The sequence below is a fragment of the Streptomyces sp. NPDC031121 genome (genome assembly GCF_055570615.1).
Map to the genome: position 1 here is coordinate 16,386 of NZ_JBVIGV010000002.1, position 15,635 is coordinate 32,020.

Below are 15,635 nucleotides of genomic sequence, written 5' to 3' on the forward strand. Positions count from 1 at the left end.
CGGATGCCGGGCGCCGGGTCGCCCTGCCGGGGGAGGTCGTCGCAGTGGAGCCGCACGACGGATACGGGCACGGCTCCGCGGCCGGGCAGCCGTGGGAGGGCGCGCGGATGCCCCGGGCGGTGCGACGGCTGCGGGTGCTGCTGATGCTGCTCGGCGGCGTACAGGCCGTCGTCGGGGTTCGGCTGGTGACGGACAGTATGGCCGTCGCCGCGGCGGTGTGGGGCGAGGGGGACGCCTCGGCGCCCTGCTGCGGGCCGGCGGTCGAGGAGCGTGCGGGGCTGGTGGTGTGCGGCGGGCTGGTGGTGCTGGCAGTGGCAGCGTGGGGTGTGGTCACCGCGTTGAAGTTCCCGCTGCGGCTGCGCCGGTTGCGGGTGGCGGCGTGCGCTTACGGGTGGGCGGCCGTTCCGTTCGCGCTGGTCCTGTACCGGGTGGAGCCGCTCCTCGGTGCGGTCTGGCCGGTGCCCGCGGTGCTGGCGGTGCTGTGGGCCCGCCGGCCGGAGAGCGCGGCGTGGTTCGACCGGCGGACGGCTCCCGGGCCGTGACGGCCGGCGGCCGGCCCGGTGGTAGCTTCCCGCCATGGAGCAGCGAATCAGTCTGATCACCCTGGGCGTCGCGGATCTCGGCCGGGCCCGTGCCTTCTACGAGGCGCTGGGCTGGCGCGGGCAGCAGGCCGAGGAGACCGTCTTCTTCCAGGCGGGCGGCCTCGCGCTGGTCCTGTGGGGGCGGGAGAAGCTCGCGCAGGACAGCGGCGTCGCGGACGCGCCCGGGTGGGGCGGGATCGCCCTGGCGCACAACGTGCGCTCCCGGCAGGAGGTGGACGAGCTCGTCGAGACGGCCCGGCGCGCCGGGGCAGCGGTGACGCGGCCGCCCGCGCCGACGTTCTACGGCGGCTACGCGGGCGTGTTCGCCGACCCCGACGGCCATGTGTGGGAGGTCGCGCACAATCCGGGCTTCGCCCTCGCCGAAGACGGCACGCTCACCCTCCCGGACTTCGGCACCCCCTGAGGCCCCACGGCCGGGGGCCGCGGACCGGGTGTCAGCCGCCGGCGGTGAGCCGGTCGCCGAGGGGGCTGCGCCGGTACAGGACCTGCCGGCCGTGGCGGGCGCGGGTGACCAGCCCGGCGGCGTGCAGGACGCGCAGGTGCTGGGAGACCGCGCTGGGAGTGACCCGCAGGCGGCGGGCGAGTTCGACCGTCGCGGCGGGCTCCGCGAGCAGGCGCAGCAGCCGGGCCCGGGGTGCGCCGAGCAGCGGGACGAGGGCGTCCCCGGCGGCCCGCCGGGCCGCGTCCGCACCCTGCCTGGGGGCCGGTTCGGGTTCGGCCTCCCACAGGGTGGCCGCCCCGCGGCTCGGGTAGAGCAGGGAGGGCGGCTCGTCGGGCCCCACGGGCGGCGCGCACTTGTGGGCGAACACGGACGGCACGAGCAGCAGTCCGCGGCCGCGGGCCCTGGCCTCGTACCCGCCGATGGTGCGGTGGACGCGCAGGACGCCCCGGGATCCGGCGTCCTCCCACCGCAGTTGGGGGTGCATGTCGGCGAAGAGCAGCCTGGCGCCGCCGCGGGCGAGCTGCCGCGCCCGGTACGTCATGTCGGCCTCGGCGACGAGGCGGATCTGCGGCCAGACCGGCCGGACGGCGATCTCCCAGTAGCGGTGCAGGAGTTCGCAGATGGTGTCGCGCAGCGCGGTCGCGGGCCCGTCGCCCGGAGCGGTCGCCGCGAGCAGGGGTGCGGGCAGCGGGTGCGGGGCGTGCGCGGCGAGCAGGTCGCGGCGTACCCGGCCGGGCGGGGTGCCGCGTACGACGGCCAGCTCGTCCTCGAACTCGGGCTCGAACACGGTGGGGCGCGGGGTGAGGAAGTCGGGGAGGGTGAGGAGGTCCGCGACGAGTGACAGCAGCAGGCCGGTGTCGAGGCCGCCGATCCGGGCGAGGACGGACCGGCGCCAGGGCAGGTGGAGGGCGGAGACGCCCGGGTCCCGCAGCACGCGCAGGCTCAGCACCGTCTCGGCGAGCGGTGAGAGCGCGAACCGGGTGCGGGCCAGGTCCTCGACCCCGAGCTCGAAGCTGATCATTAAGCGGCACGCTACATCAATTGGCAGGTCCGGTCAGGTGCCGTGGACTCTTCCCATGACCTCCTTCCCCTCCCGCCTCCTCCGGGGGGCGGCCGGATGAGCCGCAGGCTGCTGCTGCTCCTTGCCGTCACCGGCGCCGTGGCCGTCGGCAACCTGTACTTCCCGCAGGCGGTCGCCCCGCTGATCGCGGACGGCCTGGGGGTCTCCCCCGACGCCGCGTCCCTCGTGGTGACCGCCACCCAGATCGGCTACACCGCGGGCATGGTGCTGCTGGTGCCGCTCGGGGACCGCTTCCCGCACCGCTCGCTGCTGGTGGTCCTGCTCGCCGCCACCGGCCTGGCCCTGCTGGCCGCCGGCTGCGCCCCGGCGCTGCCGCCGCTGGTCGCGGCGAGCGCCCTGATCGGCCTGACCACGGTGGCCGCGCAGGTCATCAGCCCGCTCGCGGCCGGACTCGTCGCGCCCGACCGGCGCGGCGCGGTCCTCGGCGCCCTGCTGAGCGGCTCCACCGGCGGCATGCTGCTGGCCCGCGCCTTCAGCGGCGTGCTCGGGGAATGGCTCGGCTGGCGCGCCCCGTATCTGGTGGCCTCGGCCGTCGCGCTGGTCCTGGCCGCGGTCATGGCGTACGCGGTCCCGGTCACCGCCCCGGCGGCCGCCGACGCCCGCAGGCCGTACCGGGAGTTCCTCGCCGAGCCGCTGCGGCTGCTGCGCGCGGAGCCGGAACTGCGCCGCTCCTGCTTCTACCAGGCGGCCGCGTTCGGGGCGTTCTCGGCGGTCTGGACGAGCGTGGCGCTGCTCCTCACGGGCCCGGTGTACGGCTACGGGGCGCAGGCGGTCGGCGTCCTCGCCCTGGTCGGCGGCGTGACGATGCTGTGCACGCCGTACGCCGGCCGGCTCGTGGACCGGCACGGGCCGGGGCCGGTGAACCTGGCGGCCCTGGCGGGGGTCGCCGTGTCGGCCGCGGTGCTCGCGGCGGGCGGGCTGGGCGGTCTGCCGGGCCTGGCCGCGCTGACGGCGGGGACGCTGCTGCTGGACGTCGCGATGCAGGGCGGGATGGTCGCCAACAAGGCGCGGGTGTACGCGCTGCGGGAGGACTCGCTGAGCAGGCTCACCACGGCGTACATGATGTGCGCCTACCTGGGCGGTACCGCCGGGTCGTGGCTCGGCGTGCGCCTGTACGCGGCGTACGGGTGGGGGGCGGTCTGCGTGCTGGTCGCCGCGCTCGCGGCCGCCGCCCTGCTGCGGCACCTGCGGCCGCCGGGAGGGGGCCGTACGGGGCCCGGCGGGCGGCGGGCGGCGGCGCGCGCGGACGGCACCCGCGGCGGCGGTGGCGGGCGGGCCGCGGGCCGGGCGGGCCTGCCGGGCGGGCCGGGCTGAGAGGCCCTCTTGCGCGCGGGGCGCGCAGCGGATTTCGTGACCCGTCGGAGCCGGTGCAGGACGGACGGGAAGGCGGCGCGGATGGCGGACACGACCACGACCGGGACGGGGGCGCGCGGCGGGGTGCCTCCCCGCAGGGCGGGCTGGCGGTCGATCGGACCTGGGATCGTCGTCGCGGCGACCGGTGTGGGCGCCGGCGACCTCGTGGCGACGCTCATCGCGGGCGGCAGGTTCGGCTACACGCTGCTGTGGGCGGCGGTCGTCGGCTGTTTGGTGAAGATCTCGCTGGCGGAGGCCGTCGGCCGCTGGCACCTGGCGACGGGCCGCACCCTGTTCGACGGCTGGCGCAGCCTCGGCTCCTGGACGACCGTGTACTTCGCCGGGTACGTCGTCGTCTGGGGGTTCGTCTACGGCGCGGCCGCGATGTCGTCGAGCGCGCTGCCGCTCGCGGCGCTCTTCCCCGGCGCGCTGGACCTGAAGGTGTGGGCGGTGCTGTGCGGGCTGGTCGGGCTGGTGTTCGTCTGGTTCAACCGGTACGCCGCGTTCGAGAAGGCCATGACGGTCCTGGTCGGCGTCATGTTCGCGGTGACCGTGTACCTCGCGGTCCGGGTCACCCCGCACCTGGGGGCCGCGGTCGCCGGCCTGGTGCCCGTGCTGCCGCAGGGGTCGCTGGTGTACACGCTCGGCCTGATCGGCGGCGTCGGCGGCACCATCACGCTCGCCGCGTACGGCTACTGGGTCAACGCCAAGGGGTGGCGGGACACCGGCTGGATGAAGGTGATGCGGCTCGACAACCGGGTGGCGTACCTGACCACCGGCGTGTTCGTGGTGGCGATGCTGTTCGTCGGCGCCGAGCTGCTGCACGCGTCGGGCATCGCGCTCGCCAAGGGCGACCGGGGCCTCCTCGACCTCGGGAACGTCCTCGCCCAGACCTACGGCGACACCACCGCCAAGCTGTTCCTGGTCGGCTTCTTCGCGGCCTCGTTCACCTCCCTGATCGGCGTGTGGAACGGGGTGAGCCTGATGTTCGCCGACTTCGTGGGGAAGCTGCGGCCGTCGCTGCTCCCGCAGGGGCGGAGCCCCGAGAAGTCGCTGCCGTTCCGGGCGTACCTGCTGTGGCTGACGTTCCCGCCGATCAGCCTGCTGTTCCTGGACCAGCCGTTCGGGCTGGTCGTCGTGTACGGGGTGATCGGCGCGCTGTTCATGCCGTTCCTGGCGCTGACGCTGGTGTGGCTGCTCAACTCGGAGCGCACGCCCGCCGAATGGCGCAACGGCGCGGTCAGCAACGGCGTACTGGGCGCCGCGGGCCTGCTGTTCGTCGTGCTGTGCGTGCAGCAGCTGCGCGACCTGCCGTGGTAGCGGGCGCCGGCCGCCGGGTTCCGGCTCGGCCGGCGCCCGGGAGGCCGTCCCGAGGCCCTCACCCGAGTGCGCGGGTCCGCTGGCAGCGCGGCGCCGGCGGCGGCTTCCTGGGGGGATGAGAGAAACCCTGCCGGGTCCTCCCCCGGAGACACCGCTGAGCTCCCCGCGGGCCGCAGGCCTGGCCGGAGTGGCCTTCGCCGTGCTGCTCGCCGCCGCCATCGTCCTCGTGCGGATCGCCCTGCCGTCGGGCGGCGGCGGGGCCGCCGTCGCCGTCGCCCCCGGCCGGGAGGGCGCGCTGCGGGCGGCGGTGGAGCTCGTCCCGTTCGCCGGGATCGCCTTCCTGTGGTTCATGGGGGCGCTGCGCGAGCACACCGGCGCGGCGGAGGACCGGTTCTTCGCGACGGTCTTCCTCGGCAGCGGGCTCGTGTTCGTCGCGACCCTCTTCGGGGCCACCGCCGCGGCCGGAACCGTCATCTCCGCCGGTGAGCCCGAGTCGTTCGGCCGGCACTTCGCCTACACCCTGATGAGCACCTACTCCCTGCGGATGGCCGCCGTGTTCATCTTCGCGACCTCGGGGATCGGACGGCGCATGGGCGTCATGCCGCGCGGGCTGACCGCGGCCGGGTACGCCGCGGGGCTGGTCCTGCTGTTCGTCGGCTCCACCGTGCCGTGGACCGAGCTGGTCTTCCCGGCGTGGGCCCTGGCCGTCAGCGTGTACGTGCTGCGGGCGGCCCGCCGCCGCGCGGCCGCGTAGCCCTCACTCCAACGGCGCCCCCCGACGGGCAGTTCCGGGCGCCAGGCAGCACGCTGGCCCAGGAAGCGCGGGGGCCAGTGAAAGGACCGCACCTTGCTCAGGCTTGTCGTCGATCTGAACCGATGCCAGGGGTACGCGCAGTGCGCCTTCCTGGCCCCCGACGTCTTCGCGATGCACGGCGACGAGGGGCTGCTGTACGACCCGCAGGCCGAGGCCGCGCAGCGCGAGCGGGTCGCCCAGGCGGCCGCGGCGTGCCCGGTGCAGGCGATCCTCGTCGAGGACACGGAGGCCGCCGATGTATGAGGCGGCGCTGGAGGCCCTCAAGAGCAGCGGCCGGATCGTCGTCGTGGGTGCCTCCCTGGCCGGTCTGCGCGCCGCGGAGACCCTGCGGGAGAAGGGTTTCAAGGGCACCCTGACGATGGTCGGCGACGAGCCGTACGAGCCGTACGACCGGCCGCCCCTGTCGAAACAGGTCCTGCTGGGCATGGCGCGCGCCGAGAACACCGCGCTGCCGCGCCGCCGTGCGATCGAGGCGGAGTGGCGTCTCGGCGTTCCCGCGAGCGGCCTCGACATGGCCGGGCGGCGGGTGAAGCTCGCCGACGGCGACGAGGTGCCCTACGACCGGCTGCTGATCGCCACCGGCGTGCGGGCCCGGCCTTGGCCGAACGAGGCCGAGGGGGAACTCGACGGCGTGTTCGTGCTCCGCACCCGCGCCGACGGCGCCGGCCTGGCGCGCCGGCTGGAGGCCGGGCCGCGCCGCGTCCTGGTCATCGGCGCCGGGTTCACCGGCTCCGAGATCGCCTCCGCCTGCCGGGAGCGCGGCCTGGAGGTCACCGTCGCCGAGCGGGCCGACGCGCCGCTGGTCGGGGCACTCGGCGGGGTCATCGGGGCGGTGGCGGCCGAGATGCACCGCGAGCACGGCGTCGACCTGCGCACCGGGGTGATGGTCACCCGCCTGGAAGGCGACTCGGGCGGCCGGGTCCGCGCCGCGCACCTGTCCGACGGGGCGGTCGTCGAGTGCGACGTGGTCGTCGTGTGCCTGGGTGCGCAGCGCAACACCGAGTGGCTGGCCGGCTCCGGGCTCGGCGCGGGACCGCGCGGCATCGCCTGCGACGCGGGCTGCCGTGCATTCGGCATCACGGGCATCGTCACGGACGACGTCTACGTGGCGGGCGACGTGGCCCGCTCCCCGCACCCGCTGTTCGGCTACCAGTTCCTGTCGCTGGAGCACTGGGGGAACGCGGTGTCGCAGGCCGAGACGGCGGCGCACAACATGCTCAGCGACAGCGCCGGCCGGCGCCCGCACATCTGGGTCCCGGCCTTCTGGTCCTCCCAGTTCGGGGTGAGCATCAAGTCCGTCGGCGTCCCGACCATGGGCACCGAGATCATGGTCACGCAGGGTTCTCCGGCGGAGCGCCGGTTCGCGGCCGTGTACGGCTACCAGGGCCGGATCATCGGCGCGGTCACCTTCGACAACGCGCGCTGGCTGGACTTCTACCAGCGGCAGATCGAGGAGACGGCGCCGTTCCCGCCGGAGTTCTCCAACGTCGACCGGCGCCCCGAGGGCGGCCGGCCGGTGCCGGCGGACTTCCCGGACCCGTCGGTGCCCACGCACGGCCCGACGGTGACCCTCAGCGGGTACTCGCCGGCCGACCGGCGGATGACCTTCACCCCCGCCAGGAACTGACCGACCGCACGCTCCCGGAGGACCTGTCATGAAGCAAGGGATCCTGAGTCAGATCCTGGACTACTCGAACCGCGCGAACCCGTACCCGCTGTACGAGGAGCTGCGCAGGACGCCCGTCTTCCACGATGGGGAGGGGCCGTACGTGGTGAGCACGTACCACGAGATCCACGGCCTGCTGCACGACCCGCGGCTGAGCTCCGACACCCGCAACCGCGGTGCGGCGGCCGGCGACCCGCTGGCCGGCCAGGACGAGGGCGAGGGGCAGCTGCCGCCGAGCTTCCTGAAGCTGGACCCGCCCGAGCACGACCGGCTGCGCCGGATGGCGAACCGGCCGTTCGGTCCGCCCCATGCGCCGCGCCGCATCGACGGGATGCGGGAGGAGCTGCGGTCGATCGTGAAGGGCCTGATCGACGGGCTGGCGGACGGGAAGGGCAGCTCCGGGGACGGGGACGGCATCGACCTGGTCGAGCAGTTCTCGTACCCGTTCCCGGTGACGATGATCTGCCGGCTGCTCGGTGTGCCGCGGGAGGACGAGGCCCGCTTCCACGTGTGGGCCGACACGCTCGCCGCGAGCCTGGACCCCGATCCGGACGCCGACGCGGAGGAACGGGAGAAGGTCACGAGCGGTGCCCGGATGGAACTCGGCATGTACCTGGCCGGCCTGATCGAGGAGCGCCGCAAGAACCCCGGCGACGACATGCTGTCCCAACTGGCCGCCGGGCACGGGCAGGGCGAGACGATGTCGACGATGGAGCTGCTCAGCACGGCCGCGCTGCTGCTGATCGCCGGGCACGAGACGACCGTCAACCTGATCACGAACGGCATGCTGACGCTGCTGCGCCACCCCGACGTGCTGGAGCGGCTGCGGCGGGAGCCGCGGCTGGCGGTGCCGCTGGTGGAGGAGCTGCTGCGGTACGAACCGCCGGTCCAGCTGCTGCCGCAGCGCACGCCCCTCTCCGACATCGAGGTGTGCGGGGTGACCATCCCCAAGGGGGCGCCGATGTGGCTGGTGCTGGCGGCCGGGAACCGGGACCCGAAGCGCTTCGAGAACCCCGACCGCTTCGACCCCGACCGCAGGGACGTGCAGCACCTCGGGCTCGGCAGCGGCATCCACAGCTGCTTCGGCGCGCCGCTGGCGCGGCTGGAGGCACAGCTCGCCCTGAGCGAGCTGGCACGCCGGCTCCACAACCCGCGGCTGCTGGACGACCCGCCGCCCTACCGGCAGAACGCGGTGCTGCGCGGGCCGCGCCACCTGATGATCTCCTGCGACGACATCAGGCCCTGAGGGGGCCGGCAGCCGTCAGGGGATCCCCCGGACCGGGGCCGTCCGGCGCAACGGAGCGCCGGGCGGCCCTGCGGCGTGTACGGCCGCCGCGTCCTCAGACGGCTTCGCGCGCGCCGGCGTCCTCGGCAGCGGCCCGGCGGCGGGTGTCGGCGGCGGGGTCCGCTTCGGCCGCGGGGGTGGTGAACACGATACGGGTGCCGGGGCGCAGCGGGGCCTGCCAGGCCGTCTCCACGTCGGCCAGCGGTACGGCGACGGGTTCCGTGGTGGGTTCCAGGGAGGGCAGCCGGTCGAGCAGTTCGCGCAGGCTGGCGTTGCGGCGCGCGCCGGAGAGGGAGCCGAGCCCGCTGCCGCAGACCTGGACGTCCGCCTTGCGCAGCCAGGCGGACGGAAGCGTCATGTCGGCGCCTGCGGCCGAGCCGACCTGCACCCAGCGCAGGGGCCGCGCGAGGTCGGCCCGGTGACGGAGGATGCCGTCGAGGGCCAGCTCGGCGGGCCGGTCCCACAGGTAGTCCAGGACGAGGTCGGCATCGGCCGCCGCGGCGCCGAACGCGGCGGCGACGTCCTCGTCCGCCCCGGTCAGCGACACGGTGCGGTCGGCTCCGAGTTCCTCGGTGCGCCGCAGCGACCGGGGGTCGCGACCGGCCGCGACGACGGTGCCCGCCCCCTGGTCGCGCGCGATGCGGACCGCGGCGCGGCCGGCGTTGCCGGTGGCGCCGAGCACGAGGACGGACTCCCCCGTGCGGAGCCGGCCGCGCTCGCGCAGCGCGATCCAGGCGGACGAGGCCGGGTTGACTGCGGCTGCGACGGCGACGGGGTCGAGCCCGTCGGGCAGGGGCATCAGGGCGGTGGCGGGCACGGCGATGCGTTCGGCCATGGTGCCGTGCGGGGGCTCCAGCCCGGGGACGTAGACGAGTTCGCCCCCGGCGGTGCGGGCGACCGCGTCGAAGCCGGGGACGAGCGGCAGCGCCGTGGCGCCGGTGTAGTGGCCGCCCGAGGCGAAGGAGCGCACGAGCGGGTACAGCGCCGCGGCCAGTACCTCCACGACGACCTCGCCGGCGGCGGGGGCCGGTTCGGGCACCGTTGCGTACCGGGGTGGTTCTCCCAGGGCGTGGACGACGGCTGCGTACATGGACAAGCCCCCCAAAGGGTGACAAGACGGCATAGGCGACAGTCCGATTGTGGCTGCTGTCCGCCGTGGGCCGCCGCTGCGCCACGCGGTCCGCCCGGGGGCCGCCTCCGGGTCGGGCGGCGGCCCCCGGGGTGCCGCGGGTGTCAGGGGGCGGCGGCGAGGCCGCGCAGGCCGGCCGAGGGAGCGAAGTCCGTCAGGGAGACGGTGTAGTCGCGTTCGGCGGGCCGGTAGGCGGTGCAGTACCGGGTGGGGTACCAGCCCGGGATCCGCCAGGCCGCCGGCTGGGGCACGGGCTCGCAGGTGCTGCGCCCGGCCGGTGTGCGGTGCCGCAGCAGGAAGTCCTTGGTGAGCATGGGCTCCATGAAGACGATCTCGCCGCCGTACGCGCCGTAGATGAACGTCTGGCCGCTGAGCGTGCCCGAGGTCGGCGGGCGGCTGTCGAGGTGGGCGCCCATGGCGCCCTCGGCGGTCTGCGGGCTGCTCGCCGGGTACCCGGCGGGCAGGTAGGCGGCCGGGACCGGCTCGGCCGCCTCGGCGAGCTGCCCGCAGTCGATGAGGAGGGCGCAGCTGCCGGTCCGGATCGCGGCGCGGACCTCGCGGGGGACGAGGTAGAAGTGCACGTCGAAGTGGGGGACGTCGTAGCGGCCGTGCGGGCTGTGGCCGTGCGGGTTCCAGTTGAACAGGGCCCACCGGTACGGCAGTGCGGGAGCGTCGGGCGGTGCGGCGGGCAGGCCCAGTTCGAGGCTGTGGCCGCCGACGCACTCGTGGCGGGTGTCGGTGCTGCCGTCGCCGTCGGCGTCGTGGCAGTGCCGGCCGTCGGTGGGGGCGGAGGGGAGGGCGGTGAGCGCCGCCGCGCCGAGGGACACGCCGAGCGCCTTGGGGACCCCGCCGGCGTATTCGGTGTACGTGCGGACGGTGCCGCGGCCGAGCCGGGCGGCGGGCCCGTACCGGGTGCAGGTGCGCCCGCCGTCGGAGGCGACCACCCCCTCCCCGGTGCAGTCGGCGGTGCCCGCCGCGGCCGCGGGGCGGGCCTCGGTCGTCGCGGCGGCCGGGGGCTGGGCGAGGGCGGGCAGCAGGGCCGCGAGCAGGACGGCGGCGCCGGCCAGCCCGGCGGCCGCCGGCCCGGCGGGTCGGGCGCCGCCCGTGCGGCGGGCGGTCATGCGGTCACGCTCCAGGAGGACCGCTCGTTGAGCGCGGCGGCGTCGACGCCGGTGACCTGCCGTGTGCACGAGCGGATGTCGTCGAGCCGGTCGTCGGGCAGCACGTGGCGGATGTCGCGGAAGCCGTCGGGGGCGAGGGCCTCCACCTGCCGGAGCACCGGGTCGGGTTCGAGGCGGCGGTGCGCCCCCAGGACGAGGGTGGTCTGCGGCAGGCGGGTGGCCTCGTACCGGGCGAGGGCCTGGTCCACGTCGTGGCGGGCAAGCGCCCAGGCGAGGACGCGGGCGTCGACGATGGCCTGCGAGGCGCCGTTGGAGCCGGTCGGGTAGACGGGGTGGGCGGCGTCGCCGAGCAGGACGGCGCGGCCGTCCCGCCAGGTGGGCAGCGGGTCGCGGTCGATCATCGGGTAGCGCCCGATGAGGGGCGCCGCGGAGACGACGGCGTGCAGGTCGAGGAAGTCGCTGCGCCAGCCGTCGAGGTGGGCGAGGACCTCGTCGGGCGGGACGGAGCGGTCCCAGTCGGCGCCGCCGCGCGGGTCGTCCGCGGCCGGGTCGTCGGCCGTGCGGGCCTCGACGACCCAGTTGAGGAGGCAGCGGCCGCCCGGGCCGGGCCTGGTGACGGGGTAGACGACGGCCTTGACGCGCGCGTTGCAGCCGATGATGACCATGGTGCGGGCGTCGAGGAAGGGCGGCGCCTCGGTGACTCCGCGCCACATGGATATGCCGTTGCGCAGGGGCGGTCCCTCGTCGGGGTACATCGTGGCCCGTACGGCCGAGTTGATGCCGTCGGCGCCGATGAGGAGGTCGCAGGCGAGGGGCTCGGGCTCCCCCTCCAGGAAGGCGAGGACGCCGGCCGGGGCGGCTTCCCGGCCTCGGTCCGGGCGGCCGTGGTGCTCGTAGCGGAGGAGCCTGCGGCCCGTGGAGAGGGCCTGGGGGCCCAGGCGTTCGCGCACGGCGGCGAGGAGCAGCTCCTGGAGGGCCGCGCGGTGCACCGAGTACTGCGGCCAGTGGTAGCCGGCGTCGCGGCCGCGGGGCTCGGACCAGATCAGGCCGCCGTAGCGGTGGTGGAACTGCAGGCGGCCGGTGGCCACGGCGCAGTCGTCGAGGGCTTGTCCCAGGCCGAGTTCGGTGAGTTCGCGGACGGCTGCGGGCTGCAGGTTGATTCCCGCCCCGACGGCCCTGAGATTCGGGCACGCCTCCACGATCCGCACGTTGTCCAGTCCCGCCGCATGAAGACTCAGTGCGGTCGTCAATCCGCCGATTCCGGCGCCGGCTATGAGGATGCGCGGAGGATTCCGCGTGCCGACCAGAGACATTCCCATACCTCCCGAGAAAGACCCCTGCCCGCAGACTTCGGCGGATGTCCGAAAGGCTCGGCCGCCGCGTTCGGGCGAAGTGAAGGCGTGCAGGTCAATAACTCGCCCTCACCCGTTCAGAGTACGGCCGAGTGCCTCCTGACGGGTGACATGGCTTTAATCGAGGTGTCGGCAACAGAAAGGCTGCGACATGCATGACGTTACGTTCGAACCGTGCGACGTCCAGCGGCTCCAGCATGCTGTTGACTACGCCCTCCATGCCTCCCACAAATCGCTGGACACCCTCCTGCCGCCCTGGATGCCCGGCGAACTCCGACGGGAAATCAAGAGCGGTTGTTCCGTTTCGCATTGTGCGACCCTACTGTTCCCCGAAACAGTGGATTCCGCTCTCGCGTACTTTGCGGAGAACGGGTGGGCTGCCTCGGCCACCATACCTAGCGTGCTGGTCAAGCGCCGTCTGGTGGAGCGTCACTGGCTTCCGGAGGACACCGACATACGGGTGACGCGGCTGCGCGTCACGTCCGGCCCGGCACCCGAGGTCGAGGTCTTCCTCTTCCCCCGGTGCAGCCCCGGCTACAAGGACGACGTGAGCGCCGAGGAGCGCGTCCACGGGTTCGAGAACCACGTCGGGCTGTTCATGGCCCGCGCCGAGGAGCCCGTCCTCGTCCGGCTCGCGGACCGGCTGGAGACCGCCGGGCTCATGGTCTACGAGGGCTCGGCGCACAACCCGCACGAGAACACCACCATGCTGTACTTCGCGCCCAGCGCCCCCGTCGCCACGTCGCGGCGCCGCTTCCCCCGGTGGGAGCTCCAGTGCACCGGCGACCTCTCGGCCTGCGCGGCCCGGCGCCCCGTCCGCGCCGAGGCGCTCCGCCTCGCCTACGAGGCCCTGAAGGCGAACCGCGCGGAGACGGCCCTCACGCGCCTGTCCCGCCCGCCGGTCCCCGTGGCCGCCGCGGAACGGTGACCGCAGGCCGCCCGGCCCCCGCGGCCCCGCCTCCCCCGCCCCCTCCCTGCCCCTGGGCTCCCCGCCCGTCCGTGCGCCTGCCGCCCGGCCCGAGGCGGGGAGCCCCGTGCGGTGCGGCGCCCGCCGCGAGCCGCGCTGTGACTCCGCCCACCCTCCCTTGACGAAGGAAGGAAGGCATACCTAAGTTCCTGGGCATGGCCCCCCACGACCAGAACCCAGCCCCGGAACCCGGCCCCGGCGCCCTCACCGGCTTCGACGTCGACCTGACCGCGCAGGAGATGCAGCGGCGCGCCCAGGTCCTCGCCGCCCTCGGGCCCGACTGGGACCCGGTGGAGGTGCTGCGCGGCGAGGAGCAGGCGTACGACCTGCTGTACTCGGGCCTGGACGCCGACCAGCGGCGGATGTACGACGAGCTGGTCGCCGCCGGGGTGCTCCCCCGCCGTCCGGGCGGCGGCCGTGCTGCCGCTTGATCCGCAGGCCGACCCGGGCCGCCGCGCCTGGGTTCCCTGCCCGGGCTGCGACGACGCACGCGGGTGCGCGCCGTGCGCCGAGCGGCGTACGTGCCCGGACCACTGGCGCTACCTGCTGACGAACACCGGCAGCCTGCTCCACCTCCAGTGCCCGGGGTGCACCCGCGTGTGGGTGCACGAGACGGGCTTCGGCGCGACCCGCTCCCGCTGGGACCGCCTCTCCGGCATCCTCCCGAACCTCTGACCCGGCGCCCCGCCCAGGGGGACGCGCGTACGACAGCCGGACGGCCGTCCGTACACGGCGACGGCCCGACCCCACGCGATCCGGCCAAACCCGACAGCTTCGTGCCATACGCCGCCAAAGGGCGACGGGCCGCCGTCCCGCCCGGCTAGAAGCTGGAGAAGGGTCCGGTGCGGCTCGCGGCCATCACGGCCGGTGGTCTCGGGGAGGTGTGGACGGTTGCTGACGATCAACGTGGCCGTGCTGCTGGCGGTCGTCGTCTTCTTCCGCCTGCGCCGGCGTACGCAGGCCCGCAGCCGGGTCGAGGAGCGGACCACGGCCGTCATCATCCTGGCGCTGGGCGTCCTGCTGGCCCCCACACCGATCGGCCGGGGCATCCTGGACGTCCTGGGACAGGTGGCCGGCAGCGTCACGCAGGCCAGCCGATGAGCTCCCGCCCGCGCAGGCCGCGAACGGCGGGGGGCAGGCGCCCGCCGGCACGGCGGCGCCCCCGCGGGCCCGCCCGGCGGCAGCGCGCCCGGGACCGCACGACCGGCCTCCTCCCCGCCGCGGCCGGGATCCTGGCCGTCGTGGCGGCCGTGGTCGACTGGCTGCTGGCCCGCCCATGGGTGCTGACCGCTCTCGGCGTCCTCGCGGTGGCGGCCGCCGCCGCCCGGCTCCACCAGGTGCGGCAGCGGGCACGGTGGGAGGCGGTCCGCGCGCACGGGCTGCGCTACGGGCTGCCCCAGCTCGACGCCCTGCACCACTCCCGCTTCGAGGACGCCGTACGCGACCTGATGCGCCGGGACGGCTGCCGGGACGCCGTCCGGGTCGGGGGCGGCGGCGACCTGGGCGCCGACGTGAAGGCCACCGACCCCTTCGGCCGGCGCTGGGTGATCCAGTGCAAGCACCGCGCCAAAGGCCTGGACGGCTCGGCGGTGGGCACGCCGGACCTCCAGGTCCTCAACGGCACCGCCCGCCAGGTACACGGCGCCGACGTCGCGGTGATCGTGACCAACGGCCGGGTCACCGGACCGGCGGTGGCCTTCGCCGCGCAGCAGCGCCTGCACGTCGTGGACCGCCACACCCTGGCCGTCTGGGCCTCCGGCTCGCTCCCCCTGTGGGAAGTCCTGCGCGCCGTCCCCCCGTCCCGCCGCCCGAGCCCGCGCTCGTAGTCCGGGAGCGCCTCCGGGTCAGGCGTCGCCGTGGATACGGGCGTGCAGGTGCTCGTCGTGCCAGCCGTCGGCGTGGAGGAGGGCGCTGCGCATCGTGCCCTCCAGCGGAAAGCCCGCCCGGAGGGCGACCCGGCAGGACGCCTCGTTCCTGACGGAGTGGGTGATCCTCAGCCGGTGCAGGCCCAGTTCGTCCAGGGCCCACCGGCTGACGCGGGCGACGGCGGCAGCCGTGACGCCGTGCCCGCGGCCCTCGGGCAGCAGCCAGTACACGAACTCGGCGCTGCCGCCCGCCAGGTCGACGTCGCCCAGCCCGACGAGGCCCACGGGGCGGCCGCCTGAGGACGGGGCGAGCGCCCAGACCGCCGCCTCCTCGGCGCGCCAGCGCCGGCCCCACTGCGCGATCTTCTCGCGGGCCGTCGCGGGAGACAGCTCCTCGGGCCGGTTCCAGTGCCGGATGCCGGGGTCGCGGCAGGAGTCCGCCAGGGCCTGCGCGTCTGCGTCGGTCCCCTGCCAGGGGCGCAGCAGGAAACCGTCGCGGAGGGGGAACTCCGGCTGGTCGGCCGATCCCATGGCGCCTGCGGGGAGAACGGGCGGTATCGAATGCATCCGATCATGATGTCAGCGGGGCCTGTTAGCGTCGCCGCACCATGGGCACGGCACAGGATCGGGGGAGGGTG

18 protein-coding genes are annotated in these 15,635 nt (G+C 75.2%); 13 read left to right on the forward strand and 5 right to left on the reverse strand.

Annotated elements, in window-relative coordinates:
- Positions 1-44 precede the first annotated feature (44 nt).
- Both ACZ462_RS03475 and ACZ462_RS03480 read left to right on the forward strand, forming a co-directional pair.
- Positions 45-542: a hypothetical protein gene (locus tag ACZ462_RS03475; protein WP_467805162.1), complete on the forward strand. Its 498-nt coding sequence runs from the start codon at positions 45-47 to the stop codon at positions 540-542.
- A gap of 34 nt (positions 543-576) precedes the next feature.
- Positions 577-1,005 (forward strand): VOC family protein, encoded by a 429-nt coding sequence (locus tag ACZ462_RS03480; protein ID WP_467805160.1) that lies wholly within the window; start codon positions 577-579, stop codon positions 1,003-1,005.
- Between the two features lie 31 nt (positions 1,006-1,036).
- Here the strand turns inward: ACZ462_RS03480 and ACZ462_RS03485 are convergent, their stop codons facing one another.
- Positions 1,037-2,065 carry an ArsR/SmtB family transcription factor gene (locus tag ACZ462_RS03485; protein WP_467805159.1) on the reverse strand — a complete coding sequence of 343 codons (1,029 nt, stop codon included), beginning with the start codon at positions 2,063-2,065 and terminating at the stop codon, positions 1,037-1,039.
- Between the two features lie 96 nt (positions 2,066-2,161).
- Between ACZ462_RS03485 and ACZ462_RS03490 the strand changes: the two genes are divergently transcribed.
- The 6 genes from ACZ462_RS03490 (at position 2,162) to ACZ462_RS03515 (ending at position 8,524) form a co-directional block, all read left to right on the forward strand.
- A complete protein-coding gene (locus tag ACZ462_RS03490) occupies positions 2,162-3,439 on the forward strand; it encodes an MFS transporter (protein ID WP_467805158.1) in 1,278 nt (425 codons plus the stop codon).
- Positions 3,440-3,520: 81 nt separating this feature from the next.
- Complete coding sequence (locus ACZ462_RS03495) at positions 3,521-4,798, forward strand: Nramp family divalent metal transporter (protein WP_467805157.1); 1,278 nt, start codon at positions 3,521-3,523, stop codon at positions 4,796-4,798.
- Between the two features lie 115 nt (positions 4,799-4,913).
- A complete protein-coding gene (locus ACZ462_RS03500) occupies positions 4,914-5,552 on the forward strand; it encodes a hypothetical protein (RefSeq protein ID WP_467805156.1) in 639 nt (212 codons plus the stop codon).
- Positions 5,553-5,645: 93 nt separating this feature from the next.
- Positions 5,646-5,855, forward strand: coding sequence for a ferredoxin (locus tag ACZ462_RS03505; RefSeq protein ID WP_467805155.1), 210 nt, complete (start codon positions 5,646-5,648; stop codon positions 5,853-5,855).
- Positions 5,848-7,239 carry an NAD(P)/FAD-dependent oxidoreductase gene (locus ACZ462_RS03510; RefSeq protein WP_467805154.1) on the forward strand — a complete coding sequence of 464 codons (1,392 nt, stop codon included), beginning with the start codon at positions 5,848-5,850 and terminating at the stop codon, positions 7,237-7,239. The genes ACZ462_RS03505 and ACZ462_RS03510 overlap by 8 nt, the downstream gene beginning before the upstream one ends.
- A 28-nt stretch (positions 7,240-7,267) precedes the next feature.
- On the forward strand, positions 7,268-8,524 hold the full coding sequence (locus ACZ462_RS03515; RefSeq protein ID WP_467805153.1) for a cytochrome P450: 1,257 nt from the start codon (positions 7,268-7,270) through the stop codon (positions 8,522-8,524).
- A 94-nt stretch (positions 8,525-8,618) separates the two neighbouring features.
- Here the strand turns inward: ACZ462_RS03515 and ACZ462_RS03520 are convergent, their stop codons facing one another.
- The 3 genes from ACZ462_RS03520 to ACZ462_RS03530 form a co-directional block, all read right to left on the reverse strand.
- On the reverse strand, positions 8,619-9,653 hold the full coding sequence (locus tag ACZ462_RS03520; RefSeq protein WP_467805187.1) for a quinone oxidoreductase family protein: 1,035 nt from the start codon (positions 9,651-9,653) through the stop codon (positions 8,619-8,621).
- Between the two features lie 143 nt (positions 9,654-9,796).
- Complete coding sequence (locus ACZ462_RS03525; RefSeq protein WP_467805152.1) at positions 9,797-10,813, reverse strand: hypothetical protein; 1,017 nt, start codon at positions 10,811-10,813, stop codon at positions 9,797-9,799.
- Complete coding sequence (locus ACZ462_RS03530; protein WP_467882755.1) at positions 10,810-12,132, reverse strand: FAD-dependent monooxygenase; 1,323 nt, start codon at positions 12,130-12,132, stop codon at positions 10,810-10,812. The genes ACZ462_RS03525 and ACZ462_RS03530 overlap by 4 nt, the downstream gene beginning before the upstream one ends.
- Positions 12,133-12,565: 433 nt before the next feature.
- Here ACZ462_RS03530 and ACZ462_RS03535 point away from each other — a divergent pair, with 433 nt between their 5' ends.
- The 5 genes from ACZ462_RS03535 to ACZ462_RS03555 all read left to right on the forward strand — a co-directional run bounded on the left by ACZ462_RS03535 (position 12,566) and on the right by ACZ462_RS03555 (position 14,958).
- A complete protein-coding gene (locus ACZ462_RS03535) occupies positions 12,566-13,093 on the forward strand; it encodes a hypothetical protein (protein WP_467805150.1) in 528 nt (175 codons plus the stop codon).
- A 194-nt stretch (positions 13,094-13,287) separates the two neighbouring features.
- Positions 13,288-13,563, forward strand: coding sequence for a DUF6400 family protein (locus ACZ462_RS03540; RefSeq protein ID WP_467805149.1), 276 nt, complete (start codon positions 13,288-13,290; stop codon positions 13,561-13,563).
- Positions 13,550-13,807, forward strand: a complete 258-nt coding sequence (locus tag ACZ462_RS03545; protein ID WP_467805148.1) for a hypothetical protein — start codon at positions 13,550-13,552, stop codon at positions 13,805-13,807. Before ACZ462_RS03540 ends, ACZ462_RS03545 begins: the two co-directional genes overlap by 14 nt.
- Positions 13,808-14,023: 216 nt before the next feature.
- Positions 14,024-14,233: a hypothetical protein gene (locus tag ACZ462_RS03550; protein ID WP_467805146.1), complete on the forward strand. Its 210-nt coding sequence runs from the start codon at positions 14,024-14,026 to the stop codon at positions 14,231-14,233.
- Positions 14,230-14,958, forward strand: a complete 729-nt coding sequence (locus ACZ462_RS03555; protein WP_467805145.1) for a restriction endonuclease — start codon at positions 14,230-14,232, stop codon at positions 14,956-14,958. The genes ACZ462_RS03550 and ACZ462_RS03555 overlap by 4 nt, the downstream gene beginning before the upstream one ends.
- Positions 14,959-14,976: 18 nt before the next feature.
- Here the strand turns inward: ACZ462_RS03555 and ACZ462_RS03560 are convergent, their stop codons facing one another.
- Entirely contained in the window at positions 14,977-15,564 is a 588-nt protein-coding gene (locus ACZ462_RS03560) for a GNAT family N-acetyltransferase (protein WP_467805144.1), read from the reverse strand.
- Positions 15,565-15,635: the final 71 nt, after the last annotated feature.